This window comes from Paraburkholderia sp. WS6, assembly GCF_030464835.1.
GTDB lineage: Bacteria > Pseudomonadota > Gammaproteobacteria > Burkholderiales > Burkholderiaceae > Paraburkholderia > Paraburkholderia madseniana.
In genome coordinates this window covers 77,544-102,911 of record NZ_JALQCK010000029.1, presented here as the reverse complement: position 1 = coordinate 102,911, position 25,368 = coordinate 77,544, and the positions used below count along the sequence as shown (strand labels likewise).

20 protein-coding genes are annotated in these 25,368 nt (G+C 54.7%); 15 read left to right on the top strand and 5 right to left on the bottom strand.

Features of this window, described 5'->3' with window-relative positions; translation table 11 throughout:
• The first annotated feature begins 191 nt into the window (after nucleotides 1-191).
• The 13 genes from M0D64_RS29265 to M0D64_RS29205 all read left to right on the top strand — a co-directional run bounded on the left by M0D64_RS29265 (nucleotide 192) and on the right by M0D64_RS29205 (nucleotide 15,225).
• Complete coding sequence (locus M0D64_RS29265) at nucleotides 192-1,238, top strand: polysaccharide biosynthesis/export family protein (RefSeq protein ID WP_308102516.1); 1,047 nt, start codon at nucleotides 192-194, stop codon at nucleotides 1,236-1,238.
• The gene (locus M0D64_RS29260) at nucleotides 1,235-1,675 is read left to right on the top strand and encodes a low molecular weight protein-tyrosine-phosphatase (RefSeq protein WP_266260313.1); all 441 of its coding nucleotides are present in this window, start codon (nucleotides 1,235-1,237) and stop codon (nucleotides 1,673-1,675) included. The genes M0D64_RS29265 and M0D64_RS29260 overlap by 4 nt, the downstream gene beginning before the upstream one ends.
• Before the next feature lie 3 nt (nucleotides 1,676-1,678).
• Nucleotides 1,679-3,883: a polysaccharide biosynthesis tyrosine autokinase gene (locus tag M0D64_RS29255; protein ID WP_266260311.1), complete on the top strand. Its 2,205-nt coding sequence runs from the start codon at nucleotides 1,679-1,681 to the stop codon at nucleotides 3,881-3,883.
• Nucleotides 3,884-3,949: 66 nt separating this feature from the next.
• On the top strand, nucleotides 3,950-5,068 hold the full coding sequence (gene gmd / locus M0D64_RS29250) for a GDP-mannose 4,6-dehydratase (protein ID WP_266260308.1): 1,119 nt from the start codon (nucleotides 3,950-3,952) through the stop codon (nucleotides 5,066-5,068).
• A 5-nt stretch (nucleotides 5,069-5,073) separates the two neighbouring features.
• Nucleotides 5,074-6,024 carry a GDP-L-fucose synthase gene (locus M0D64_RS29245; RefSeq protein ID WP_266260305.1) on the top strand — a complete coding sequence of 317 codons (951 nt, stop codon included), beginning with the start codon at nucleotides 5,074-5,076 and terminating at the stop codon, nucleotides 6,022-6,024.
• Nucleotides 6,025-6,301: 277 nt separating this feature from the next.
• A complete protein-coding gene (locus M0D64_RS29240; protein ID WP_266260304.1) occupies nucleotides 6,302-7,552 on the top strand; it encodes a hypothetical protein in 1,251 nt (416 codons plus the stop codon).
• Nucleotides 7,553-7,576: 24 nt separating this feature from the next.
• Entirely contained in the window at nucleotides 7,577-8,737 is a 1,161-nt protein-coding gene (locus M0D64_RS29235) for a glycosyltransferase family 4 protein (protein ID WP_266260303.1), read from the top strand.
• Nucleotides 8,734-9,336, top strand: a complete 603-nt coding sequence (locus M0D64_RS29230; RefSeq protein WP_266260301.1) for a putative colanic acid biosynthesis acetyltransferase — start codon at nucleotides 8,734-8,736, stop codon at nucleotides 9,334-9,336. The genes M0D64_RS29235 and M0D64_RS29230 overlap by 4 nt, the downstream gene beginning before the upstream one ends.
• Complete coding sequence (locus M0D64_RS29225) at nucleotides 9,333-10,646, top strand: glycosyltransferase WbuB (protein WP_266260299.1); 1,314 nt, start codon at nucleotides 9,333-9,335, stop codon at nucleotides 10,644-10,646. Before M0D64_RS29230 ends, M0D64_RS29225 begins: the two co-directional genes overlap by 4 nt.
• A gap of 400 nt (nucleotides 10,647-11,046) precedes the next feature.
• Entirely contained in the window at nucleotides 11,047-12,336 is a 1,290-nt protein-coding gene (locus tag M0D64_RS29220; protein ID WP_266260298.1) for an oligosaccharide flippase family protein, read from the top strand.
• A gap of 74 nt (nucleotides 12,337-12,410) precedes the next feature.
• Nucleotides 12,411-13,139, top strand: coding sequence for a DapH/DapD/GlmU-related protein (locus tag M0D64_RS29215; RefSeq protein ID WP_266260296.1), 729 nt, complete (start codon nucleotides 12,411-12,413; stop codon nucleotides 13,137-13,139).
• On the top strand, nucleotides 13,136-14,056 hold the full coding sequence (locus M0D64_RS29210; RefSeq protein WP_266260294.1) for an NAD(P)-dependent oxidoreductase: 921 nt from the start codon (nucleotides 13,136-13,138) through the stop codon (nucleotides 14,054-14,056). Before M0D64_RS29215 ends, M0D64_RS29210 begins: the two co-directional genes overlap by 4 nt.
• Nucleotides 14,053-15,225, top strand: coding sequence for a glycosyltransferase family 1 protein (locus M0D64_RS29205; protein ID WP_266260292.1), 1,173 nt, complete (start codon nucleotides 14,053-14,055; stop codon nucleotides 15,223-15,225). The genes M0D64_RS29210 and M0D64_RS29205 overlap by 4 nt, the downstream gene beginning before the upstream one ends.
• 354 nt (nucleotides 15,226-15,579) lie before the next feature.
• Here M0D64_RS29205 and M0D64_RS29200 read toward each other — a convergent pair whose 3' ends face one another.
• The 5 genes from M0D64_RS29200 to M0D64_RS29180 form a co-directional block, all read right to left on the bottom strand.
• The gene (locus M0D64_RS29200; RefSeq protein ID WP_266260291.1) at nucleotides 15,580-16,938 is read right to left on the bottom strand and encodes a hypothetical protein; all 1,359 of its coding nucleotides are present in this window, start codon (nucleotides 16,936-16,938) and stop codon (nucleotides 15,580-15,582) included.
• Between the two features lie 33 nt (nucleotides 16,939-16,971).
• On the bottom strand, nucleotides 16,972-18,474 hold the full coding sequence (locus M0D64_RS29195) for a hypothetical protein (protein WP_266260290.1): 1,503 nt from the start codon (nucleotides 18,472-18,474) through the stop codon (nucleotides 16,972-16,974).
• A 679-nt stretch (nucleotides 18,475-19,153) separates the two neighbouring features.
• The gene (locus M0D64_RS29190) at nucleotides 19,154-20,368 is read right to left on the bottom strand and encodes a glycosyltransferase (protein WP_266260326.1); all 1,215 of its coding nucleotides are present in this window, start codon (nucleotides 20,366-20,368) and stop codon (nucleotides 19,154-19,156) included.
• Nucleotides 20,369-20,411: 43 nt separating this feature from the next.
• On the bottom strand, nucleotides 20,412-21,029 hold the full coding sequence (locus tag M0D64_RS29185) for a hypothetical protein (RefSeq protein ID WP_266260289.1): 618 nt from the start codon (nucleotides 21,027-21,029) through the stop codon (nucleotides 20,412-20,414).
• 204 nt (nucleotides 21,030-21,233) lie between these two features.
• The gene (locus tag M0D64_RS29180; protein ID WP_266260288.1) at nucleotides 21,234-22,607 is read right to left on the bottom strand and encodes a UDP-glucose/GDP-mannose dehydrogenase family protein; all 1,374 of its coding nucleotides are present in this window, start codon (nucleotides 22,605-22,607) and stop codon (nucleotides 21,234-21,236) included.
• A gap of 699 nt (nucleotides 22,608-23,306) precedes the next feature.
• Here M0D64_RS29180 and M0D64_RS29175 point away from each other — a divergent pair.
• The gene (locus M0D64_RS29175; protein WP_266260287.1) at nucleotides 23,307-23,795 is read left to right on the top strand and encodes a GDP-mannose mannosyl hydrolase; all 489 of its coding nucleotides are present in this window, start codon (nucleotides 23,307-23,309) and stop codon (nucleotides 23,793-23,795) included.
• Between the two features lie 538 nt (nucleotides 23,796-24,333).
• Nucleotides 24,334-24,636 (top strand): hypothetical protein, encoded by a 303-nt coding sequence (locus M0D64_RS29170; RefSeq protein ID WP_266260286.1) that lies wholly within the window; start codon nucleotides 24,334-24,336, stop codon nucleotides 24,634-24,636.
• The last annotated feature ends 732 nt before the right edge of the window (nucleotides 24,637-25,368 follow it).

The following is a 25,368-nucleotide window of genomic DNA, read 5'->3' as shown; positions in this document are numbered from 1 at the left end:
ATTCCCGAGCGGCAATAGCTATCGCCATGTGAAAGAAGAGTTGGACGAAATTCGAGGAATAACTGATGGGATTTTTTGGAAAGTGTAGTGGAGACGGAGTGGAACGTCCTGATCGCCGCTGTACTCGTCTACTGATGAGTGTCGCCGCAAGCGCTGTGTTGTCGGCATGTGCAGTGGCTCCTGGTATGCGGATGACTACTCCGGCAACGCTGTCGGTCGCAAGCGGGAACTCAGAGGTGCCGCCGACCGAAATGCAGATTCCGATTACCGATATCAACGTCGCCTTGACGCAAAGGATGCGCGAGGCGGATGCGCAGGCAAACGCAGTACAACTGGGCGAGCTGATGAGTAAGCCGGAGCCGTACACATTGGGGGCGGGCGATGTCCTGCAGATCACCGTATGGGATCACCCTGAACTGATGGCGGCTCTGGGCGCCCAGACGCAAACGAACAACCGGCCCTTCGATCCGGCGCAGGGATTCGTGATTGACAGCAACGGTAATGTGCAGATGCCATACGCGGGTAACGTTCATGTTGCCGGCCTACGTGTCGATCAGAGCCAGCAGGCGGTGTACACCGCATTGAGCAAAGTGTTCGTCCGGCCGCAGGTGACGGTGCGTGTGGCTTCGTTTCGTGCCAAGCAGGTGTATGTGGACGGTGAGGTGCGCGCGCCGGGCGCTGTTCCGATTAACGATGTTCCGCTGACCCTGTTCGAAGCCGTCAACCGGGCCGGGGACTTCAGTACGACAGCCGATCAAAGCCGGATGGTCCTCGTGCGGGACGGTGTGTCATATCGGTTGAATCTCACAAGCATGCTATCGAGCGATCAGAATCCTTCAAAAATACTGCTAAAGAACGGTGACTTGTTGCGTGTCGTTTCGCGTGATGACAACGGCGTATTTGTCATGGGCGAGGTTAACAAGCCTGTAACCGCCATTCCCATGAAGAGCGGCAAGCTGACATTGAGCGATGCGCTATCGCAAGCCGGCAGCGTGAATAGTGCCAGTGCGGACGCAGCGCAGCTCTATGTGATTCGGGGCTCGTCCGACACGACGCCGCGGGTATTCCATCTCGATGCGCGCTCGCCAGTCGCAATGGTGCTGGCAAATCAATTCGAGTTGCAGCCCAAGGACGTCGTGTATGTGGATGGTAACGGTCTGGTTCGCTTCAGCCGCGTGCTGAATCTGCTGCTGCCAGCGATCAACGCAGGTATGACTGGGGCGATCGTCGCGAAATGATAGACAGCATCCTTGTTGTGTGTGAAGGAAACATCTGCCGAAGTCCGATGGCTCAGGCGCTGCTCACAAAGCAGTTGCCCGGCGTCAGTGTGATGTCCGCCGGCTGGGCCGCGGTCATCGGACGCGGTGCCGATCCCTTCGCTGTCGAATTGATGGCGGAGCGTGAGATCGACATCAAAGGCCATATTGCCGTGGACCTGAACCTGCTTCACATGCGCTCGGCAGAACTTGTTCTGTCGATGACACAGGAACAGCGCAAGAGGATCGAAACGAACTATCCGTTCGCGAAGGGCAAGGTCTATCGCCTCGGCGAACATGAGGGCATAGACGTGCTGGACCCGTACCGCAAAGGACGCGCGGCCTTCGAAATGGCCTTGGCGCAAATTGAGCGTGGCGTGGCGCACTGGCTCGACGCAATGGTTCGACTGACTCACTAATCTATGGCATCCGTAAACCAAAATCGATTCATCGATTCGTCGAATGGCGATGAAATACATCTTTCCGACTACCTTTCGGTTATCGCGGAGAGTTGGAAGCTGATTGTTGCCATCGCAGCGTCTGTGCTGATAATCGGAACTCTCTATGCGTTTATCGCAAGGCCGGTGTATCGCGCGGACGCGATGATCCAGGTTGAAGACAGTGCAAATTCAACCAAGGACGCACTGGGCGAACTGGCGTCGATCTTCGACACCAAGCAGACGGCCGATGCGGAGATCGAGTTGATCCGATCGCGACTCGTGGTCGGCCAGACAGTGAAATCGCTGCACCTCGATATCAGCGCGCAGCCGCGTTATTTCCCGCTCATCGGCGCCGTCCTGGCGCGGCGTGCGGGGGCCAATGAATTGGCACCGCCTCTGTTTGGCCTCGGGCGTTTCGCGTGGGGCGGCGAGAAGATCGAAGTATCGCGATTCAATGTGCCGCGTGACCGATACGACGCGAGGTACACATTGGTGGCGCGCGGCGGAGACAAATTCGATCTGGTCGATCCTGATGGCGACGTTGTTCTTCACGGGCAGGTGGGTAGCGTTACCCGAGGCAGCGAATCAGCGGGTCCAGTTGAATTGCAGGTCTCGCGTATTGAAGCGCGACCGGGCACGCAATTCTTTCTGACCCGGGCTTCCACGCTCCTCACGATCGATCAGTTGCAGGATGCGCTTGTTATCGCCGAGAAAACCAAGCAGTCCGGGGTGATCGGCGTTTCGCTCGACGGCTCGGACAGCAAGCGCACCGCCGAGATAATCAATACGATCGCAGCGACGTATGTCCAGCAGAACATCGACCGTAAGTCTGCCGAAGCGGAGCACACACTCAGCTTTCTTGACCAGCAATTGCCGCAGCTTCGCAAACAGCTCGATCAGGCAGAGGATCGCTATAACGCATTTCGCAACCAGAAGGGAACGGTCGATCTCACCGAAGAAAGCCGTCTTCTGCTGCAACAGATTGTCGACAGCAAAACCAAACTCGTCGATCTGCAGCAACAGCAGATCGAGATGGCGCAGCGTTTTACGCCATCACACCCGGGAGTTGTAGGACTGGGGGCGCAGATCGCGTCGCTCGAAGCGCAACAGACCCGGCTGAACAAGCGCGTCTCGACTTTGCCGGACACGGAACAGTCCGCCCTGCGCCTGTTGCGTGATGTGCGTGTCAACACGGAGTTGTACACGAACCTGCTGGACAGCGCGCAGCAGTTGAAGATCGTCAAGGCGGGTCAGGTCGGCAATGTCCGCGTGGTTGACTACGCTGTTGCGGGCGAGGTGCCGGTCAAGCCGAAGCGGACGCTCGTGATCGTGCTGGCGGCGGTGCTAGGACTCATTGCTGGAACGGCGGCGGCATTCGTCAAGAACGCGCTGTTCGGCGGCGTGGAAAACAGCGAGGAAATCGAACAGGCGCTGGGCCTGCCGGTTTACGCAGCCGTGCCGCACAGCGAGACACAGGTGCATTTGCGTCAGGGCATGCGGCGGGGCCGCACCGGTCATCACGTGCTTGCCTCGATCGCGTCGCACGACGTGGCCATCGAAGGGATTCGGAGTTTGCGCACCGCGCTGCAGTTTGGTCTGCTCGACGCTGCCAATAACGTGATCGTCATTACCGGTCCGCGTCCTGAGGTCGGGAAATCCTTTATGTCGGTGAATCTGGCGGCGGTGCTCGCGAGCGGTGGTAAGCGCATCTTGCTGATCGATGCGGACATGCGGCGTGGCGATTTGCACAGCTATTTTGGTGTGTCGAGACACCCGGGGCTTTCGGATGTCATCGCGGGATTGGACATCAACGGGGCGGTCCTGCGTGAAGTGCTGCCGAACCTCGACGTCCTGCCGAAGGGTTCATTGCCACCGAATCCGGCCGAACTGCTGATGAGCGAGCACTTCAAGACAATGCTCGAGCATGTTTCGAGTCTCTACGACATCGTCATTGTCGACACGCCGCCGTTGCTGGCCGTGACCGATGCGGCGCTGATCGGTAAGCACGCCGGCACGACCTTACTGGTGGTGCGTCATGGCCGCCACCCCATGCCGGAAATCCTGGAGTCTGCCAACCGCCTGCGCAATGTCGGCGTCGCCCTCAAGGGCGTGCTGTTTACCGATGTGCCGCAGAGACGTCTTGGCTATGGCACGTATTACTACGGTTACGAAAGCAGTGCGGAATAAGCGTCCCAACACCCGAGCAAGGCGCGAGGACGGTCCCGGCGCATCGATTACGAGGAGCATCACACCATGAGTCACAAAGTTGCCCTGATTACCGGCGTCACCGGTCAGGACGGTTCGTACCTTGCCGAATTACTGTTGAGCAAGGGCTATGAAGTTCACGGCATCAAACGCCGTTCGTCGCTGTTCAACACGGAACGAATCGATCATCTGTATCAGGACCCGCATGCGTCCGATCGCCGCTTCATCCTGCATCACGGAGATCTGACCGACTCGACCAGCCTCGTGCGGATCATTCAACGCGCCCAGCCTGACGAAATTTATAACCTCGGAGCACAAAGCCACGTCGCTGTCTCGTTCGAGGAGCCGGAGTATACGGCGAACGCTGACGGCATCGGAGCGCTGCGCATCCTCGAGGCGATCAGGATTCTCGGTCTCGAAAAAAAGACGCGCTTCTATCAGGCATCGACGTCGGAACTCTACGGATTAGTACAGGAAATCCCGCAAAAGGAGACCACGCCTTTCTACCCGCGTAGCCCGTATGCGGTGGCCAAGCTGTACGCCTACTGGATCACCGTCAACTATCGCGAAGCTTACGGCATCTACGCGTGCAACGGCATCCTGTTCAATCACGAATCGCCGGTGCGCGGCGAGACCTTTGTGACGCGCAAGATCACGCGGGCGATCTCCCGCATTGCAACGGGCCTGCAGGAATGTCTGTACCTCGGCAACATGTCCGCGCTGCGCGACTGGGGTCACGCGCGCGATTACGTCGAGATGCAATGGATGATGCTGCAACAGGAGCAGCCCGAAGACTTTGTTATTGCCACGGGCGTGCAGTACAGCGTGCGTCAGTTCGTTGAGCAAGCCGCTGCCGAATTGGGCATCCATTTGCGATTTGAAGGAGCGGGCGTCGACGAGGTTGGCATTGTCGAACGCGTCATAGGTGGCGAAGCGAAGGTGGCGCCGGGCGACGTAATCGTGCGTGTCGATCCGCGTTACTTCCGCCCGGCCGAAGTGGAAACGCTGTTGGGCGATCCCACCAAGGCGCACGAAAAGTTGGGCTGGAAGCCGGTTACGTCGTTCGAATCGCTGGTCAAGGAAATGGTGCGGGCTGACTACCAGGTCGCGAAGCGGGATGCGTTGGTGACGCTCGCGGGTTTCAAGACGTTTGAGTACAACGAGTAAGCACCATGGACAAGAGCGCTCGAATCTTTGTCGCCGGACACCGTGGGATGGCTGGCTCGGCATTGGTACGCAACCTCGCGACCCGTGGTTACTACAATGTGATTACGCGAAGCCGTTCCGAGCTCGACTTGACGAATCAAGTCGCCGTAGAGGAATTTTTTCGTGACGGTGCTATCGACGTGGTCCTGCTTGCCGCCGCCAAGGTCGGCGGCATCCTAGCTAACGAGAGTTACCCCGGGGACTTCCTGTATACGAACCTGATTATCGAGGCCAATGTGATCCACGCGGCCTATCGAGCCGGTGTTCAGAGGCTGGTGTTTCTCGGGTCGTCCTGCATTTATCCACGCGAATGCCAGCAGCCCATCAAAGAAGACTATCTACTGACCGGTCCGCTCGAGAAGACCAACGAGCCCTATGCGATAGCAAAGATCGCGGGCATCAAGTTGTGCGAAGCCTTCAACTATCAATACGGAACGCAATACCTATCGGTGATGCCGACCAACCTTTATGGACCAAATGACAACTACGACTTGAAGACTAGCCATGTGTTGCCGGCGTTGCTGCGCAAGGCGCACGAAGCGAAAGTCAGTGGAGCCGATAGTATGACGGTCTGGGGTACGGGCCGTGCACGCCGCGAACTCCTGCATGTCGATGACATGGCTGATGCAGCTGTATTTTTGCTTGAAAGTGAGATCAGTGGGGGCTTGTACAACGTCGGCTGCGGCGCGGACGTCACTATCGAGGAACTGGCGCGTGCGGCAATGCGTGCAGTGGACTTCGAAGGCCGCATCGAGTTTGACGCCAGCAAACCGGACGGCACACCGCAAAAGCTGCTCGACGTCAGCAAGCTCGCTGAGCTCGGCTGGCGCGCAAAGATTGGTCTCGTAGACGGATTGGCCTCTACGTATCGGGATTTCCTGCGACGCTACGAGTCGCGAGTTCTGGAACGGGCCTAGTCGCGTACCGAGAGCATACGAAATTGAACCGATTCTACGGAAGCTGTGCGACGTGGGGCTGTGCCCAACAGACCGTCTCGCACCTGATGGTGACGTGGAAGTTCTACCACGCGCGTCTATTGAGGCCGAAATCGATTGATCTGGTCGCGGCATGCATGATGGTGCTGCGTATTGCAGAGTCGCTAACCACGAAGCTTGCTGTCAAACGCTATTTGAATTTGGATTGCCATATTTTGAGTGCTGGAGAGTTTGATCGGAATGCGTACAGGAGCGCAACATGACTACACTTATGCTCGTCGAGCCCGAAGCCACCGGTCACCGGATGATTCTGTACGTGCGTCTCATCGTTGCGGAGGCGCTTGCTCGCGGATGGCGGGTGATATTGCTGACCACCGCTTCGGCGACTCTTCATCCCGCTTGCAAGGCAGTCGTGTCCGAGTTCGGCGCACGATTGAGAATCGTGTTGATGCCCGACGTAGCGCGTGGAGGCAGTGGCCAGCTCGATTTGCTTCGTGCGCAATACTTGTCAATTCGCGCGTTCCAGGCAGGTTATCGGGCGGTTTCGCGGCATGATCGTGTCGATTTCGTCTACCTGCCCTATTTTAACTATATCGATAAGGTTGTGGGCTGGTATGGATCGCCGTTTGGCAATGTACTTTTCGGCGGAATGATGGTTGCCGCGAGGTTTCATCACTACAAATGTGGTATCGCCGGGGTGAGCGGCAAGCAGGATAAGATCAATGAGTTGTTGTTTCGTCTCGCGCTGCGTGTGCCGAATTTCGAATTGTTGACGTCGATCGACGAACCGCTGGAGACTTACGTGCATTACGCGATTCCACGCCACTCCAGAAAGTTTCGCTACGTTCCGGATGTCTCGTCTATTCGGCAACCTTGCGAACGAATCAGCGCGCGTGCAACGTATGGGTTTTCGGCAACCGATTTTGTTGTCGTGTCATATGGTTCTTTAAGTCCGCGCAAAGGGCTAGCAAAATTGTTGACCTTGTTCGGAGCACCGGATCTTCCGTCGTATTTCCGGTTGTTGCTAGTGGGATCGCAGGACGCTGATGCGCAGCGTATGGTTAGCGGATTTATTTCTCGTCATCCAGAACGCGAAATGCAGCTAGTTATCGTCGACCGCTTCGTTACCGACGTGGAGGAGGGGCAGGTATTTGCTTGCGCCGACGTTGTCTGGCTTTGTTATGAAAACTTCAGTGGCATGAGCGGCGTACTGATTCAATCTGCACAGGCGGGTGTTCCGGTGGTCACAGCTGGCGATGGTTTGATTGAACGCAACCGCAAGAAGCACGCGCTTGGAATCCAATGGGGCGAGTTCGCAATCGCGGATAACGCTGGTATGCGCTTCGACTGGTCGCGGCTGATCAACTCGGTCTCCGCAATGAGTGGTTCCGCGTCGTTACGCAAGTTCGCTGGGGCGCATGCGCCGCAAGCGTTCGGACGTAACGTCATAGATGCGATTGCCGCCGCCCGCACCCGGCGCGCTGTTTCGGAGCAGTGCCCTGTTTCTTGATTTTTTCGGAAGTGTGGAGCGTGCATGGTGAGTAAAGAACTCATGTCGGAGCCAAGCAGCGAGGGTGCCGCGACAGCCGGTCGGTTTTCGGCGAAACGTACGGTTTTCTATGTGCAACCTTTAATTGCGCGGTACCGCGTGGAGGTGGTTGCCGCATTGGGGCGGATTTTCAAGGTAAAGGTATTCGCCAGTTCACACGGGGTCGAGTCGCGCGGATTTTCGAGAGAGCAGCCGGTGTGTGAGGAGTTTGTCGAGACTGGCATTACTCATCTACTTTCGCGGCGAATCAAGATCCAGAGCAAGGTATTAGGGCGTATTGTGCGCGAACGCCCCGCCGCTGTTTTGATTTTCGCGGACGTGACGTACCTCTCGTTGTGGCTCGCGCTAGCTTCGGGGCGCGCATTGAGAGTTCCGGTAGTGATTCATGGTCAAGGGCTCTACCGGTACGCGAAACCGGGTTTGGCACGAGTTCTTTGCTATCGAGCAGCAGTTGCGTTGTCGACTCAATATGTTTGCTACTCGGAGGCTTCGAAACGTTCGCTTGAGCGAATCGGTTGCCCGAGTTCGAAACTAGTTGTGGCCAGTAATTCGCTTACTGTCACGCAGACTGTGGATCCTTCAGAAAAGACGGGCGCGGAGCAAGGCGTGTTGTTTCTCGGGCGCTTGCGCGATGGCTCTAACGTGGAATATCTCATCGAGGCGGTGGAGCAGATGCGGAACGCAGGCCATGCAATCGTTCTGCATGTGGTGGGCGATGGAGAGCTGCGTGATCGACTGAAAAATACCTATTCGCATTGCAACTATCTCTTTTGGCACGGCGCAGTCTTCGACGACAAGGAAATTGCGGTGATCAGCCGAGCGTGCCGAATCGGATGTTATCCAGGCGCTGCGGGTTTGAGCGTCGTACACATGTTCGGATTAAGTTTGCCTCCGCTAGTACATGACCAGTTGTCGCTGCACATGGGTCCCGAACCCGAGTATGTAGAAGATGGCCGAACCGGGTTTCTGTACTCTCGGGAAGGCGGAGCAAATTCACTGGCCGCATCCCTTTGCAATATCTGGACTCGTCCACCCGAAGCAATACAGGCAATCGCCACGTGCGCCTTTTCGAAATATCGGCAACTCAATTCACCGACGTTGGGCCGGAGGTTGGCCGACATCGTTGACAGGGCGGTTGAACTATGAAATCTGAACCCTTTGCCACGGAGGGCGCTGCGCAAGCGGCAACGGAGCGGACGTTCCAGGACTTGCGCCAGTTTTCTGTGCCGCGCGGATTCAGGGGGCGTAACGCATTGGTCGTCCAGTTATGGTGGATTTGCTCGGCGCTGTTGTTCCGCGCGTCGCCTCAGTTCTTGTATGGCTGGCGCCGCTTTTTGCTGCGCGCGTTCGGCGCACGCGTTGGCAAAGGAGTGTTGCTTAGGCCGACGGTCGTAGTGACCTATCCATGGAAAGTAACGTTCGGGGAATACAGTTGGATCGGCGATGATGCAGTGCTTTACAGCCTTGGCCCGATCGAGATAGGAGCACATGCGGTGGTTTCTCAACGGTCCTATCTGTGCGGCGGTGATCATGATCCGGCGCGCGTCGATTTTGCGATCCGCGGCAAGCCTATCCATATCGGCGAACAGGCTTGGGTGGCTGCAGGGGTGTTTGTCGCGCCGGGAGTGACGATCGGCCGTGGCGCACTGATTGGCGCGCGCAGTTCGGTGTTTGCTGATATGCCGGCGGGAATGGTTTGTTTAGGTCACCCGTGTCGTCCAATAAAGCGCAGGGAAACCGCATGAAGATCCTGATCTATGGCATGAACTACGCGCCGGAATTGACGGGTATTGGCAAGTATTCGGCCGAGATGGCCGAATCACTTGTGGCTTTGGGACACGATGTGCGCGTGGTGTGCGCCCCCCCTTACTACCCTGATTGGCGTGTGGCGCAGGGCTTCAGCGGATGGCGATACAGCCGTCGGGCGCAAGCAGGTGTGGATGTTTGGCGCGGCCCAGTCTGGGTGCCCAAAACTCCGGGTGGCGCCAAGCGTATGGTGCACCTCGTCAGCTTCGCAATATCGAGTTTCCCGGTGGTTTTGCGCCAGGTGCTCTGGAGACCGGACGCCGTCGTAGCTGTTGCGCCCAGTTTGATGAACGCCCCAGTCGCCTGGTTCAGCGCGCGGCTAGCACGCGCGAGCGCCTGGCTTCATATCCAGGACTTTGAAGTCGATGCTGCGTTCGGACTTGGGATGTTGAAGGGGGCTCGACTCAAGCGAGTTGCGCTATCTATCGAGCGTCTGCTGATGCAGCGCTTTGACGTGGTCTCGACGATTTCGAGAAAGATGATCGAGCGCGCCGCGAGCAAGGGCGTGCCCCCAAAAAAGCTGTTCGCGTTTCCGAACTGGGTTGATATAGACAAAATTTTTCCGCTTGAAAAGCCAAGCGAAATGCGTCTTGAACTTGATATACCAACGTCGGCAACGGTCGTACTGTATTCAGGCAACATGGGGGCCAAGCAGGGACTAGAGGTGCTTGCAGCCGCCGCGGTGTCGCTTGCGAATCGGGAGGATCTTGTGTTTGTGTTCTGCGGCAACGGACCGACGAAGAAAGTGCTGATGAAGCAATGCGAGGGTTTGGCGAACTGCCGCTTCGTGTCGCTACAACCGATCGAACGTCTGAACACGCTTCTGAACCTTGCCGACATTCACGTGCTGCCGCAACGCGCAGATGCGGCAGATCTCGTCATGCCGTCGAAGCTCACCGGCATGCTCGCGAGTGGTCGCGCGATTGTTGCCATGGCACGGGCGGGAACGGAGTTGCACGACGTAGTGGTACCTCGTGGCGTGGTTGTGCCGCCAGAGCAGCTCGAACCGCTAGCCAACGCGCTCATTGCACTGGCGTCGGATTCCGCGAGGCGCGCCACGCTCGGCGAGAAAGCGCGTGCCTATGCGGTATCGGCGCTGTCCCGAGATGCAGTGATGGGCGACTTCGATGCGAGACTCCGCGCCTTGCATCCAGAAAACAGGCGGCAAATGGAAATGGAGGGTGGCGACCAGCAGCAGGCGCAGAAGCCGACAGTGGCGGCCTTCCACGCTGACAGGAGCGACCGGTAATGAGGGCTTTCTTAAGGATCAGAGATCTCCTGGCACTACAGAAAAATCGACAGAAGACGAGTGGGATGATCCAGGACCTGCGCGAACGAAGCGTCGACGTGGGAGCGTAAGGATCAAGCCATTCCGCCACGGCAGACTTGCTATCCCGGGTGCCGACGCTATGCGAGTGGGCGCCGCTTCGCAACGCCGCGATCGGCCGCATTGAGGCAGTAATACTTGAGCGGACTTGTGTGACATAAGACAGGCTCAGTCAATTCGCATAGCTTATGTTCTCGACGATAAATTATTTTCACATTAACAAATGAAACAGATCGCAGCATTGGTCTCCAACATTTTTTCGCGGAGCCGGTTTGATTCGTCGACTGAGCAAGGACGATCACGTGAAAGGGAGCGGAGAATCATGCTGTCGAGCATGGCTGCAATTTTGGCGAAGTTTCTTTCAGCGGCAGTGGGCTTGATGACGGTGCCTATTACCCTTAAATATCTGGGGCCTGAGCGGTACGGGTTGTGGATGACCATATCTTCAATCGTCGCAATGCTCGGGTTCGCGGATCTTGGAATGGGTAACGGTTTGCTCAACGCTGTGGCGAAGGCGCATGGAGAGGGGGACACCAAAGCAATAAAAAGAAGCTTTGCAAGTGCCGGCATTTTTTTGTCCTGTATCGCATGCGCCATTCTTGCGGTCTTCGGTCTGATATACCCAGCAGCGCCATGGGCAGATTGGTTAAACGTACGCACCCCATTGGCGGTATCGGAGTCGGGGCAGGCAGTAGGAGCATTTGTAATTTGCTTCGCGTTTAATATACCTGCAAATCTCGTTCAGCGATTGCAACTAGGTCTGCAGATGGGGTTTGTTGCGAATTTATGGCAGATAGTGGGGAGTATTTTTGCATTTATTGCGGTTCTTGTCGCGGTGCATTATGAAGCGGGGCTTCAATGGTTGGTTTTTGCGCTGAGTGGCGCGCCAGTTCTGGCGGCGCTATTGAATGGAGTAATCTTTTTCCTTGTTGTCCGTCCAGATTTGATTCCGAAATTTTCGGACGCCTCGTGGGATGATGCGGCACGCGTTGGAAAAACTGGCGTGTTGTTTGTATTTTTACAGTTAATCGCTGCCGCTGCATTTGCTTCAGATAATTTCATCATAGGCAGGATACTTGGGATGGGTGCTGTATCCCAGTATGCAGTCGTCGCGAAGATGTTCAGTGTCATCCCGTTGATATTGTCTACCTTGCTGACGCCATTGTGGCCAGCGTACGGTGAGGCGTTGGCTCGAAACGATATAGATTGGGCCGTGCGCGTGCTTAAGAGGTCACTGAAAATGGCCCTTCTCGGAACGCTCGCGCTTTCTTCGCTCCTTGTATTGTTTGGAAATGAAATAATAGAAGCATGGGTTGGCAAAACGATAGCCCCAACGATGGCTATATTGTGTAGCTTTGCTATCTGGAGAATTTTGGAAGCCGTAGGTAGTACGTTTGCAGTTTTTTTGAATGGGGCAAATATAATTCGAACGCAGTTGATATTGGGTTTTGTGACTGCGTGTTCGGCAATCACATTAAAAATATTTTTCGCGAAAGAGGTTGGATTTGTCGGGGTGGTTTTGGGGACGTCTATTAGTTATGTATTGTTTTCAATTGTCCCTTACTGTTTTTTATTTTGGAGATTTATTCGAGTTGGGAAGATGCGATTTTAAATTATTGATTTTGTCGTGATCTGTATGCGTAAGTGTGAGATTGATTTGTGTAGCCAGTATCTAGTGGATATGATATGAAGATCTCCTCTGTGATTGGCAGCTTTGCCAGAAATGTTTTACCTCCAAAAATATACTTCAAATTCTATAGATTTATAAGGCGGACTAGATTGCAGGTGGGTGCGAGGTCATTTGTACATGATACTGTGCAGATAATCGGGCAATCAAATGTTGTTATAGGTCGGAACGTTGTGATCGGTGAAAGTGGCTGGTTTAACGTGAACCACAGGGAGGCTGGAAAGTCGGCTATTTTGATTGGAGATAACTGTTTTTTGGGCAGAAGAAGTTTCCTTTCCAGTGGGGACAAAATTCAGTTCGGAGAGTATTGCCTGACAGCTGCGGATTGCAGGTTCCTTGGCAGTTCGCATGAGATATCCGATCCGTCGACGCCTTATGTTACGACAGGAACAACACGGGGCGATTCTATCGTGATTGGACATAATGTATTCTTCGGTTGTGGGGCGGTCGTTTTAGGAAACGTCACGATAGGGTCGGGGTGCGTGATCGGGGCAGGTGCTCTAATCTTAGAGGATGTTCCACCTTTTAGCATGGTGGTTGGTAATCCTGGAAAAGTTGTCCAGAGATACAGTTTTTCGAAAATGGCATGGATTCCAATCGGTATTTTATGTCCGTCAGATCTGGATGAAAATCCCTCGGACGATACCTTTTTAGCAATGCTTCGTCGAACAGGTGGTACACCTGGTTTGCCGATAATTGCAGCTGGATCAGATATGGGTAATTTATGAGAAGCAAAACTGCGCTTGTTACTGGCGCCAACGGTTTCCTTGGCCGGCACGTTAGCCGAAATTTGTCTGAATCGGGATGGCATGTTCTTGGTTTGGGACACGGCGCATGGACGCCGAAGGAGGCAAACCGTTGGGGAGTGGCAGAATGGTTTTCGAATGATGTCACATTGGACGCTCTGCAAGATATGCATGCACGCCCCCAAGTGATAGTTCATTGCGCTGGTAGTGGCTCTGTGTCGTATTCGTTGACGCGGCCGTTGCACGATTTTTCGCGGACGGCTTTAACTTTAGCAGCGGTCTTGGAATATGCACGGACGCATGTGCCGGAAGCTGTGGTGGTATATCCATCGAGCGCTGCCGTCTATGGCAACGCTGTTTCACTACCGATTGAAGAGCGCGCACCACTGTTACCAGAATCACCCTACGGCGTACATAAGGTAGTCGCAGAGCAGCTTTGCTTATCCTATGCAAGTAATTTTAACATCGCAACGGTAGTGATCCGGTTTTTCTCGATTTATGGAGAAGGATTGAGAAAGCAACTGATTTGGGATGCCTGCAAGAAAATTTACAGTGGCGATTTCAATTTTTTTGGAACCGGTGAGGAAACCCGGGACTGGTTGCACGTTGAGGATGCTGCAAATCTTATTCGTACAGCTATTGTGCATGCGACGCCTGAGTGTCCCATCGTAAATGGTGCATCTGGCCGCGCAACCTCAGTTAGCGAGATTTTAAAGGAATTGTTTTTGAACATCGCTCCGCATCATGTCCCAAGCTTTTCCCGGCGGGAAAAACCAGGTGATCCGAAACATTTTCAAGGGGATGTTTCTGCGGCGCTAAAATGGGGCTGGTCGCCATCGATTGGCATAAATGAGGGGTTGCATCAGTATGTAAAATGGTTTAAAGGGGAGGTTGTATGATTAAGGTGGCATTTGTTTTTGGTTTCCGGAATGAAAATTGGCTGGGTGGAATTAATTACTATAGAAATTTGATTTCAGCAATTAAATCGCTGCCTGACAGAAAAATCGAGCCTGTCATTTTGACTGGTACCCGAGGTTCCGAAGATTTGCTTCGAGATTTTCCTCAGCTCGAGGTTGTAAAAACAACACTGCTGGATCGGCGCCATCCTTCGTGGTTTTGCAGAAAATTGTTATATCGGGCAACGGGTCGTGACATTGTCTTTGAGAAATTCTTGATTAAAAACGGTGTTTCCGTTCTTTCGCATCATCATCCTCTGGGGAGGCGGGCGAGGGTGCCGGTCATGGGCTGGATTCCGGATTTCCAGCACAAACATTTACCGGAGCTATTTTCGGAAACTGAATTGAAATCTCGAGAAAAATGGAACGGCGAGATTGCTTCGCAATGCTCAAGGGTTATTGTCAGTAGCGATCATGCGCGAAAGGATTTGGAAAAATACTTTCGAGTGGAGGCGCAGCGCATAAGCGTGCTTAAATTCGTGGCGAATTATCCAAAGAATCTTGATTTGTTGGATCGTGCCGCCCTTGAGGAGAAATTCTCTTTCGCGGGGGAATATTTTCATTTGCCGAATCAATTTTGGCAACATAAAAATCACGAGATTGTCGTTGATGCGTTAAAAATATTGAAGGATAAGGGCCGGAAGGTTATTGTTTTGGCGACAGGAAGTGTCAGTGATTATAGAAATAAAGATCACTTCAATTGGTTGTGTAAAAGAATTGGTGAGGCTGGAGTTGGGGATGGGTTTAGGATACTTGGGGTGGTTTCATATAGCGATCTTGTTTCGCTTATGGTTCATGCTGCTGCGGTTATAAATCCATCTCGATTTGAAGGTTGGAGTACCACTGTGGAAGAGGCAAAAACACTTGATAAAACAATAATTTTATCGAGAATTGAAGTTCATCAGGAGCAAGCCCCGAAAAACGCACTGTATTTCGATCCAAAAAATGCTAGCGAGCTGGCGGATTGTATTTCGAAAACGTTGTCATGTAATTTTCGAGAAAAAAGTGATAAGCCACCCTTGAATGAGATGGCGAATTCAAATAATTTGGCGCGGCGAATTGCGTTTGCGAAGGAGTTTCAGGAGGCTGTGCTGGCGGCAGCCTATCCGTAGGAGAAATTTTATTCGCTGATGTTATGAGTGGCACTTTATATGCGCGGGCGGCCAGTTTATCGAAACACGGAGCTGCACCGTGAAAAAAATGAATTGGATCTCCGTCGTGAGTTTCGCTCTCGCGCTCAACGCAGTATGTTTTAGCAACGTAGCGCCCCCAGCCGCGGCTCGCCGCAAGCGACCGGTAGCCGCCCGCGACGAATGATTTGATGCCGCTGTCTGCAGAAACGAACGGTAATTGCTGGCGACAATCAGACAATCCACAACGGAATATCGCAAGCTACAATCAATGCAACCACTCGCCGCGTGGAAAGTTGATCAATGCAATCAACGTCAGTTATATCTTCGAGGTCGTCATATTTCACTATGCAACTCTTGATGATTAAAGGTGTGTATTGAGGTTGTCTGAGATTCCCGGTTCAACGCCGCGTCGGTACGGGATGCAATGATTCCACGACAGTGATCCGCAACCATGAGTCCCATCGATAACCCGTAGGCGAGCCCACTGAACCGCTGACCCATTGGATTGCCGCCGATCGTAGTCAATATAAATCCGACTAGCATTATCAGGTGCCGTCCGCTGTTTCGCATGAACTGTGTCGCTACAGCGGAACGATACGAACGTTTGTAAGATCTTGCGCATCGGTAGCAACCGTAGAGCAACGCACCGGGAAATGCGAGACCGAACAAGATGCCGCCGGCGAAGAGCTGATAGACCCAGAGGTTATGGCCTCCCTCCCAAACCGACATGGCATCGAGTCTTGCCTGTCCAAGATAAGGCGCGAGCTCCGAAATATACTCTTGAGCGTATCGGTATGGGTGTCCGTAGCCTTCGCCTATCACCGTCGATGAGAGAGATGACGTAACCTGGTCGTACTGATTCTGTGCCTCGGCTACACGGGTCAGGGTTGTCGGATCTATTCCATTTTTATCCTGCTGGAAGAGGAAAATCCGTTGTTCCCACATGTCGGCCAAATTCGGGGACGCTAGCACTGCAGTCCCACCGGCTACAGCCCCGATTATTGCCGCGATCAGTGTCGCACGAAGCACTGACCTTGCGAAGCGCAACACATTCGGCGATGCCATCCAGATCGCGAACAGGAAGAGACCGACCGTTCCAATCAGAAGACTCCGCGTAACGCTGAGCAGCTCAATCGCAATGGACAGAACAAGTACGGCCACATACATCAGTTTCACGCGCCGAGCGACGATGATCTCGTGCAGCAAAAACCCTTGAAGACCCAAAAATACAGGCGAAACGACGTGGTATCGCACCTGATCGATCGGGCCGCCAGCCAATAGACCGGCTACAAGAGTGAAAACGAGTGATAAATACATCGCATTGACGAGGGTGTCCTCGATCAATTTCCGGCGCCCGGGGTGCCACGCCGAAACGCCGACCTTATAGGCAAGAAAAAACAAAACGTAAGGTAATAGGACGCGCAGATAATTTGCAAAATCATTCTGGATTGCAAATTGCGTGAAAAGACTGCCCAATAAAGTAACGTATAGCGCGCTCGAAACAAATTTTTTCAACTGGAGATTCGCGCGGAAACGTGGAGCAATCGCGAGCAAGCAACCGCCCGAAAAAATTGCCAGAGCGACCAGCACGATCTGCCACGAATGGTCGCCATTCTCGTCTGTTTTAATATCGAAAACGAGAGGAAAAATAAACGGCCAGATGAGAATCGAGGTGCTTGTATTTATTTTCATAGAAAAGGTGCTTCCGGTGTTTTGGGCGATTGATTAAAGATTTGTCAGGATCCATCCGGCGGTAGCACTCGAAGCGCGACGCCACGTGAATCTGACAATTGTCTTGTCGGTCTTGATGACATATTTCGCGTCGCCTCCGCATCGAACTGTCAGTGTATTAGGTTCGCGTACAGCACCGTCAGCACGTATTTCGTAGTAAAGTCCGTTGAATAATTGATTCAGTGAATCGGGCAAATCAATGGAGCGCGGGGCTGTAAATTTACTCTCAAATGAAAGTAGATTCGGATCGCCAAGCTTGATCGAATAATTAGAGTCTCCAAGATTTTCGGACAGGCGATCATTCTTATATTGACTAATCGTTAGCGTTTCGCCAGACACGGTCTTCAGGTTGTCGCAGATTTGCCAGGGATGAGTTCTGAGCACCATATCCTTGATGCGCATGCCTCCCTTGTCGCCGCTGATCAGGAAGACATTTTCGCCAAGTTCGGTTGCGTCCGCGACTAAAGTGCCGAGTTCGAAATTCCCCGTGGCGCCACCAACACCGGTGGCAAAAAGCGTAATCGTGCCGTGCGCGGGATTCAGTATCATCGCGTTGCCACCGATGCAGAACTGACCGATGTCGACGTGACACGCCGGCCCGAGCGCGATCAAGTTCTGGTTATCTCGGTAAATCCCGTTCTCTAGCTTCATTGCACCGATCGTGCAGACGGTCCCCGGCTGCATCGATATGAGTTGTGCTCCGCGGTTGGCGGCGATGAACTCGATCGTGTCGATGGTCCAGTTATAGCCTTTGATGTTCCGGAAGACCGGGCCGGCCATGCTGTGGCATTCGACGAAAAAGCGTCCCCACCGGTTATTCGGCACCGCATTGACTGCGCCTGTCCAGTCCATCGCTCCACCGCTCAGCTTGCCTGCGAAGACCAGACCGTCCCAATCGCCGCCCCACGGACCTCCAATACCAGGCTTCACCTTGATCGCATACGAGCCGCGCGAGAAGCGTAAGTTCGTCAGCGAGAATTCACACACCATTTGTGAGAAGAGGATCGGATTAGCGTTCTCGTTCGAAGCCGGCTGATCGTTCATGTAATCGAATTCGATGTTCGAAATCCGCCAGGTGTGCATCAACGGCTTGGGACCGGTCGGGTCGATGTTAAGGATTGGCACGTTGTCCGTTGTTTGCAGAATCCGCGTAGCGCCCGCAATATCGCCATCTATCGCCCATTCATACCCGGCCGGGATGATGAGAGGTGCGCTGATGCGGTAGGTGCCAGCGCCCAGCGTGCCACGTTTGTGGTTAGCAACCAGATAGTTGATCCAAGCCTGAAGCGCAACCGTGTCATCTGTTTTGTTGTCTCCCCGGGCACCGCCGCGAGCTCGCGCGCTGAAATTCTCGTCTTCCAGCAGCGTTTCGACTTTCATTTGAGGCGCGGCAAGGTTCGTCTCAGCCGCGCGGGTTCTTGAAATCCGGGAGAAATATGCAACCCCGATTCCCATTTGTGCCAGGCGGGCAAGCGCCGCGCGTCGTATCGGGTCCATTCGGTTTCCACTCGATGCGCCCCTGGATCAGAGGACTGTTTAGAATTTGGCTATGTTTTTCCGGTGAACGCTTTAGCGATATTCGCGCCATGCAGCGCGCACCGCTGGACATGAGGCAGAGCAAGGGTTGGCGGCATCGGTAACCGCGACGTAATCCGTAACACCCTACTGCATTACGCCACACCCAACACACGACCGCCTTCAGCCGTATTTTCGCAATAGCCACGCCAAGAATAGTTTCATCCGTAGCGCACCTGCATCGGCCAAAAGATTGAAGGATTCGGACGATGTAAAGCCCGAATCCGCACTACTCCCATTCAACCGCCTCCACTGTTTAAATTGCAGATGTCGGGTCCAGTCGCGCGCTCTCACCGCCAACTGATTGCTGCGACGGTGCCTTATGCAACACAATCGCGGCGCAATCATCGCCGCGCCGCGCCACGCATCAATCAATTGACGCCCCGTGGGGAGACGTTGAAAGCATAGGTGACCATCGCGAGCACTGACCTTACCCCTGTTTGGCAAACGGCCAAAACACCCGTGTCACCGACACGGGGCAGAAGAATTAAAGCTCAGCGGATGAGGGAAGTCGTTGCGTGACCATGAGCCTCTGAAAGCAGGAAATCAGACGGAACCTCAGGCGCTGGCTCTCGCAAGTGTCTATTTCTAACGAAAATTCCTATGTAACGTGGTTCACCACAAAGTCCGGCCGCTCGCCATCCCCAATCAGCCAACGATAAACCGAGGCCATCTGCTGTGCGACGTAACTCCACACGAAACGCTCGACAACTAACGCCCTCCCTCGCTCCCCTACGGCGCTCAACTCGCCCTGTTCGGTCGCTCCGAACTTGAGCAGGAAGCGCTTGATATCTTCAACATCGGCCTCTATCCTGAACGCGGCACCTGTCACGAATGCCTCGGGCAAATTGCATTGGTTGGTCAATGCACATGGCACGCCTACTGACCATGCCTCGAGCGGGACCATCGGCAAGCCCTCACTGAATGACGGCAAGATTAGGCCGTCGCACATTGCATAAGTTTGCCACTTCGCCTCCTCAAACTGCGGCCCCACAAATCGGACGCGATAATCAGCGGCACGTCCGTCGACTATCCTATGCAATTGATCGATATAGCTCTGATCTCCCCAACCGCCGATGACCAGTACCAGACGCTGATCCAGCGATCCCGCTTGAATTAGTGATTTCCATGCCAGTAGAAGATTGTCCAGCCCCTTCTTGGGGTGTAGGCGTCCAAAATACAGCAACAGCCGCTTACCTTGAAGGCTATCGTCCCACCATGACGGCCTCGTATGCACTGCAACGTCAGGCATCTCCACGCCATTCGGGATGATCGCAATCGGCTGGCTGAAGCCGGCGGCACGGATGCCGTGAGCCTCTTCCAGACTTAGCGCATGAAAGCAAGTAGCGCCTTGCAGGTGAGCCCGTTCATACGCGGCCAACGCGAGCCACTTCTTGAGCTTTGAACGATTCAGTATCCAACGATCAAGCATGCCGTGCGGAGAGATCAGATGCGGTTTACGATACTTGCGCCGCCACGCAACCACGTCCGCGGAGGGGTGCATCCAGATACCGTGTGTATGGACCAATGCCGCGCCAGAATGCATCAGTGAGCGACGCATAGCTGGGGAAAAGCCTACTGAAGGCGGACCCAACGACCTTGAGGTCGTCAATGGCGTGGATTTCCATGCAGCCCGATCTTGGTGCGTATGCACGTCCTCCAGTCCATATACATGCGGCGTGACCCCAGCGTCAGGCAGTTGAAGGACCATCCCCCTGACTGCATCGAACAAGCCCCCCGCAGTACGAGAAACTGACGATGTTACGATTGCGATGGTGGGCTTAATTGCGTCGTCTTCGCCGCGTTCTAATATCATACTCATGCTATCCACAATGAACCTTACCCTTCGAAAGATCTATTTACCAAGGCGACTTGTAGATGATGCTTGCTGTATTCGAATAGATTGGACTACTGAGTGAATTCAGTTGCGAGGTGGAAGCTGGATCCCGCGTAACGGTTGACGGTTCGAACTTGTGGATTTCCTGCCCCTTCCTCGCGACGTGAAAGCTAGCGCCGTGGCTGTGCGATGTCGTTTCTGCAGAGGAAGCGTTCCTCCGGTCGATGAGTTCGGGGGACAGCAATTGTTCAACCGGCGTTGGCCTGTAGCTGGTCGCCTGGCGCGCGGCGGCTTGGTCAGCAGGTCGGTTGTCAAGACCTGACAGGTAGGTATCCTCGTAGTCCTCCGGGGCACCTAGCAACGGACTCAGAGGAGAATTTTGCCGGGGCTGTGCATTGCGTGTCTGGTTATCTCGCGACGATGAGGCACGGGTGTCGGGCAGATAGGTTTCCGAGTCGTCCTGCGGCGCCCCCAGCAGGAGGCTCAGGGGTGACGCTGAAGCGGACTGTGCGTTGTTCCGTTGACTGCGAGACAAAGTGTGGTCCTGCACCGAATTCGACCTGAATTGTGCGCTGGCCGACGCACAGGCGAGGGCGGTCACCGCCAGCGCTAACGCCATGAACAAGGTTTTCATTTTCATATGCGACTCATGCATATCCAGGTCGATCCATCGGCTAGATTGCCGCTGTCTGCGCCGAACCACAATCAATCAAAGCCCCTCGCCTCGTTGGCGAAGGGCGTGCGCGGACACATGAACGCCAATGAGAGATTCCCGAGCACCTTCAACTCATCCCGCGCGATATGCAGGCCTGGCGCGTAGCGCTGCGGGTATGTGGCCAATTCGTCACCACGATGCAGTGCGGGCCGCATCGCGGCCGATCGTATAGTACGTCCAGCCGCTATCCCGCATCGCACCGGGGTCGTATAGATTGCGTCCGTCAAATACGAGCGTGTCCTTCAGTGCCGCCTTCACCTGCTCGAAATCCGGGCTGCGGAACTCCTTCCATTCGGTCAGGATCACCAGCGCATCGGCGTTTCGGAGCGCCACGTCGCGCTCTTTCGCAAAGGTCACACGCTCGTAATGGTCGGGACCGAGGTCTTCCGCCAGGCGCCGCCGGGCTTCGTCCAGCGCGACAGGGTCGTACACGCTGACCGACGCGCCAGCGCGAATCAATGCTGCGATCAGTTGCCGGCTGGTTGCCGCTCGCATATCGTCGGTGTTCGGCTTGAAAGCGAGGCCCCAAATGGCAAAGTGCTTGCCATTAAGTGCGTTGTTGAAGTGCTGTTTGATCTTGTCGAACAGCACCGTCTTTTGCAGGGTGTTCACATACTCGACCGAAGCTAGGACGTTCAGCTCCATGCCGTTTTCGTTGGCGGTATGCATCAGCGCCTGCACGTCCTTCGGAAAGCAGGAGCCACCGTATCCGCAGCCGGCGTACAGGAAGCTGTAACCGATGCGTGGATCAGAACCAATGCCGCGCCGGACATGTTCGATATCCGCGCCAACGCGATCCGCCAGGTTCGCGAGTTCATTGATGAAGGAAATCCGGGTAGCGAGCATTGCATTGGCAGCGTACTTGGTGAACTCGGCCGATCGCACGTCCATGCACAGGGTGCGTTGATGATTGCGGTTGAACGGTGCATAGAGCTGCTCCATCAGGCTCTTCGCGCGCAGCCCCGGGACGTCGGAATCGTATCCCAATACGATACGATCAGGTCGCATGAAGTCCTCGACTGCAGCGCCTTCTTTGAGAAACTCAGGGTTCGAGACGACGGCGAACTGTGCGTCGCTGCCGCGTGCCGCCAATTCCTCCAAGATCGCATCACGCACCTTGTCCGCGGTACCCACCGGTACGGTCGACTTATCTACAACGACCTTGAATGAGTCCATTTGCCGGCCGATGCTACGCGCGGCAGCAAGCACGTACTTCAAGTCTGCGGAGCCGTCCTCATCGGGTGGGGTTCCGACCGCGATGAACTGGATATCGCCGTGTGCGACCCCTTTGGCGACATCGGTGGAAAACGTCAGGCGACCGGCATCGCGATTGCGTGCGATCACTTCCGATAGACCGGGTTCGTAGATGGGTACGCCACCGTTGTTTAGCTCTTCAATCTTCGCGGCATTGACATCGAGACACAGCACATCATTGCCCAACTCCGCGAGGCATGCTCCGGTGACAAGACCGACATAACCTGTTCCGACGATAGTGACTTTCATGGATTATGGTGCGCGTAGAAAGTGGAAATATTCTGCGAGTCGGCACGCAAATGCACGCCTGATCGGCTTGTCCAAAGGCGTAACGGTCCGACGAACTCGCATCTTTACTCAACGAAACCTGTTTCGGGAATATCTGGCGCAAGGCGACAAGGTAATTTCTCTTTCCGTCAAGGTTTGATCGGCATGGCGAGCTTGGCGGATGCGCAGCGAGAGTGTCCGCTTCGCTAGTAGGGAGCTGACGGTTGGGAGATTCTGGTGAATGAAGGGTGGTTTGCAGCGGTGGTGCCTCTATACGGAAGCGCCACTCTCTCTTTCACGACGCTGTTGCATTGCTGGTCAACAGTTCGCATATCAAGCATATCCGAGGTTCTTTCGCGCACTTCTATGAGACTGCACGTGACATTCACCGCATAGCGCGGCGTCAAGTTTCATTACGTGAGTAGCGTAGCGCTGCATTGACGAGATAAGTGACGAGAAGACGGCGGATAAGGTCCCAAGATTGTCGGACAGGGCCCAATCTTGCAACGTACCCTTGCTGGGATACGCACGGCTCCGGTGCGCGAAAGTACGCGTACGATGGCTATCTCAAAGACATACCGGCACGGGGCACGCGCATTGATCAATGCTTTTTTCCCGCAATCTGTGATGGCTTTCTCACACGTAACAACGTTCTTTTCGATCATTTCCTGCTGAATGACCATGCTTCCAATCCATATGTACTTGAATGTCGTTGATGCAACACCACTGGTAGCCATCGACCTTATCATCGAGAACGAGATGGGCGATTATCTTCTCGGGCGCCGCGTCAACAAACCCGCTCAAGGTTTCTGGTTTGTCCCGGGCGGTCGCATTCGCAAGAACGAGCGCCTTGACGACGCCTTTCACCGGATCGCAAGCGAGGAACTTGGTCGAGCCGACCTCAGACGGGCCGACGCCGACCTTCTTGGCGTGTACGAACATCTGTACGAGGACAATTTTAGTGGTCAATCCGGCATCTCGACTCATTACGTTGTACTCGGGTACAAGCTGCGGGGCGCTATTGAACTTGCGAGCCTGCCCGACCTGCAACACACGGCGTACCGTTGGGCCACGAAAGAAGAGATCACGACCGATGCGGAGGTTCATCTGAACACGAAAGCTTATTTCGTTGGTCCCGCGCTACGGTGCGGAGGTCGTTTTTCAGTATGACATGGACGCCCTCCTCGAACCCGGGGCCGACTGTTTCGCCAAGCGCGAATACGTTGGCAAAATGGTTAGCCCGCGCATGCACGCGGCGGAGGATTAAAGAATTATCGTGTCCGTTAACGTCAGAGGTTGGTTGGTATCTGCCAACCTGTCTCCACGCACGCCGGTGCTCACTCATACTTCCATTGCTTGTTGGTCTCGGTGAGTACTTCCGCATCTTTTAATCCTCGTGTTTCCCACCAATTCTATACGTGAGCGCTTGTTTTGATTCTTCGAGATGTCGGATGGGGACGGACAGCACGCCTCGTGAAATACGTGTGTGGTCAGGCGTTGGAATTGGCGCGCACTGGAACTCGCAATAGCGTTAGTGGCCGGTGGACCGGTGACGTGGCCCACTTCAACGGACGGCGCGGCGAACCCCTGGCGCCGGTCGTCAAGGAATGACACGAACACCATAAAGTGTTGAAGCGTACTGGTAGCGCACAGGACTCACAAGCGCTGGATTAATTGGAAACGGGGTTGGTAAGCGGGAGAATGATCGGTGACGGAGAATGAAATCATCCAGGAGTCGGCCGCGCTGCGTGGTCAAGGCAAATATCGGGAAGCGATCGACCTCATCGAGGCGAGCCTTCCGAACATTGAGGGGAACATCCGACTCAATGCCCAACTCGAGGCATTCCGGGCCGCAGTAGAAGCCGGGGATGCCGAAACGGCGCACGAGTATGCGACAACGATCGCGGCCGAAGAACCGGGTCGGCCGAGCATCCTAACCGTTGCTCTGACCAACGGCGTATTAATGTGGCCGATCACGCCGGAAACGGTGGCACGGGGCGGCCACGCTTAAGTGAACCGCAGCGCGGCGCGTCATGGCAGCGGACGCTGGACGGCTGCGCGGCGTCTCACCGCGCAGTGCGCGAGATGAAAGGCGACGGCTTGCGCTGCATTTTATTCCCGGCAGCGGGACGTCGTCGCCGCCGTCGGTATTCCTGTCCAACACCTACTTGCTCGCTTAGCCGCATGGCTTGGCCGTCGACTGATCGTAGGGGGATCATCTGCCATGAGAGAGAGGGCAGGGGCAGCTTGAAGCGCTCGCAATCGCGTACGTGATGGCAAGGAAATAAAAAGAAGCCCGCCGGACGAGGTGCCGGCGGGCAAAAAGAATCGAGGAGTGTCGTCGGACCGGGATGCCCCCTCGAATCGGCCAGTCGCTAGTATCGAGCGATAAGAATGGCGCGGCGCACAAATGGCGGTGATAGTTAAGATTTTGTCCGAATCGGGCATTCGCTGCTATTACTCAGGCTGAGCGCAAGGCATAGATCCAATCTCGAAGACCCACATCCGATCCCCCCGCATAGAGTTGAAAAATGGAGTATTCCGCCAACATGTTAGCTTTTTCCGTCAGCGGCATTCTGCCATGCAGCAATCTGGATATGATGCACTGCAATCTAAATAGACTTTTCTCTGCGCTGTAGCGAATCTTGGAAGCCGCTGTGTCAGGCAGTTCAATATTCTTTGCTGCTCAAGGTCAAATTGGCAATTTTGGTTGGTAGTAAATTGGCACATCGTATTGAAATAA

Coding starts and splice junctions, on each gene's coding strand:
- M0D64_RS29205 (WP_266260292.1), top strand. CDS start 14,053: ATGATTAAGGTGGCATTTGTTTTTGGTTTCCGGAATGAAAATTGGCTG.
- M0D64_RS29255 (WP_266260311.1), top strand. CDS start 1,679: ATGGCATCCGTAAACCAAAATCGATTCATCGATTCGTCGAATGGCGAT.
- M0D64_RS29240 (WP_266260304.1), top strand. CDS start 6,302: ATGACTACACTTATGCTCGTCGAGCCCGAAGCCACCGGTCACCGGATG.
- M0D64_RS29200 (WP_266260291.1), bottom strand. CDS start 16,938: ATGAAAATAAATACAAGCACCTCGATTCTCATCTGGCCGTTTATTTTT.
- gmd (WP_266260308.1), top strand. CDS start 3,950: ATGAGTCACAAAGTTGCCCTGATTACCGGCGTCACCGGTCAGGACGGT.
- M0D64_RS29175 (WP_266260287.1), top strand. CDS start 23,307: ATGCTTCCAATCCATATGTACTTGAATGTCGTTGATGCAACACCACTG.
- M0D64_RS29190 (WP_266260326.1), bottom strand. CDS start 20,368: ATGATATTAGAACGCGGCGAAGACGACGCAATTAAGCCCACCATCGCA.
- M0D64_RS29235 (WP_266260303.1), top strand. CDS start 7,577: ATGGTGAGTAAAGAACTCATGTCGGAGCCAAGCAGCGAGGGTGCCGCG.
- M0D64_RS29230 (WP_266260301.1), top strand. CDS start 8,734: ATGAAATCTGAACCCTTTGCCACGGAGGGCGCTGCGCAAGCGGCAACG.
- M0D64_RS29185 (WP_266260289.1), bottom strand. CDS start 21,029: ATGAAAATGAAAACCTTGTTCATGGCGTTAGCGCTGGCGGTGACCGCC.
- M0D64_RS29265 (WP_308102516.1), top strand. CDS start 192: ATGACTACTCCGGCAACGCTGTCGGTCGCAAGCGGGAACTCAGAGGTG.
- M0D64_RS29180 (WP_266260288.1), bottom strand. CDS start 22,607: ATGAAAGTCACTATCGTCGGAACAGGTTATGTCGGTCTTGTCACCGGA.
- M0D64_RS29225 (WP_266260299.1), top strand. CDS start 9,333: ATGAAGATCCTGATCTATGGCATGAACTACGCGCCGGAATTGACGGGT.
- M0D64_RS29260 (WP_266260313.1), top strand. CDS start 1,235: ATGATAGACAGCATCCTTGTTGTGTGTGAAGGAAACATCTGCCGAAGT.
- M0D64_RS29215 (WP_266260296.1), top strand. CDS start 12,411: ATGAAGATCTCCTCTGTGATTGGCAGCTTTGCCAGAAATGTTTTACCT.
- M0D64_RS29195 (WP_266260290.1), bottom strand. CDS start 18,474: ATGGACCCGATACGACGCGCGGCGCTTGCCCGCCTGGCACAAATGGGA.
- M0D64_RS29210 (WP_266260294.1), top strand. CDS start 13,136: ATGAGAAGCAAAACTGCGCTTGTTACTGGCGCCAACGGTTTCCTTGGC.
- M0D64_RS29220 (WP_266260298.1), top strand. CDS start 11,047: ATGCTGTCGAGCATGGCTGCAATTTTGGCGAAGTTTCTTTCAGCGGCA.
- M0D64_RS29245 (WP_266260305.1), top strand. CDS start 5,074: ATGGACAAGAGCGCTCGAATCTTTGTCGCCGGACACCGTGGGATGGCT.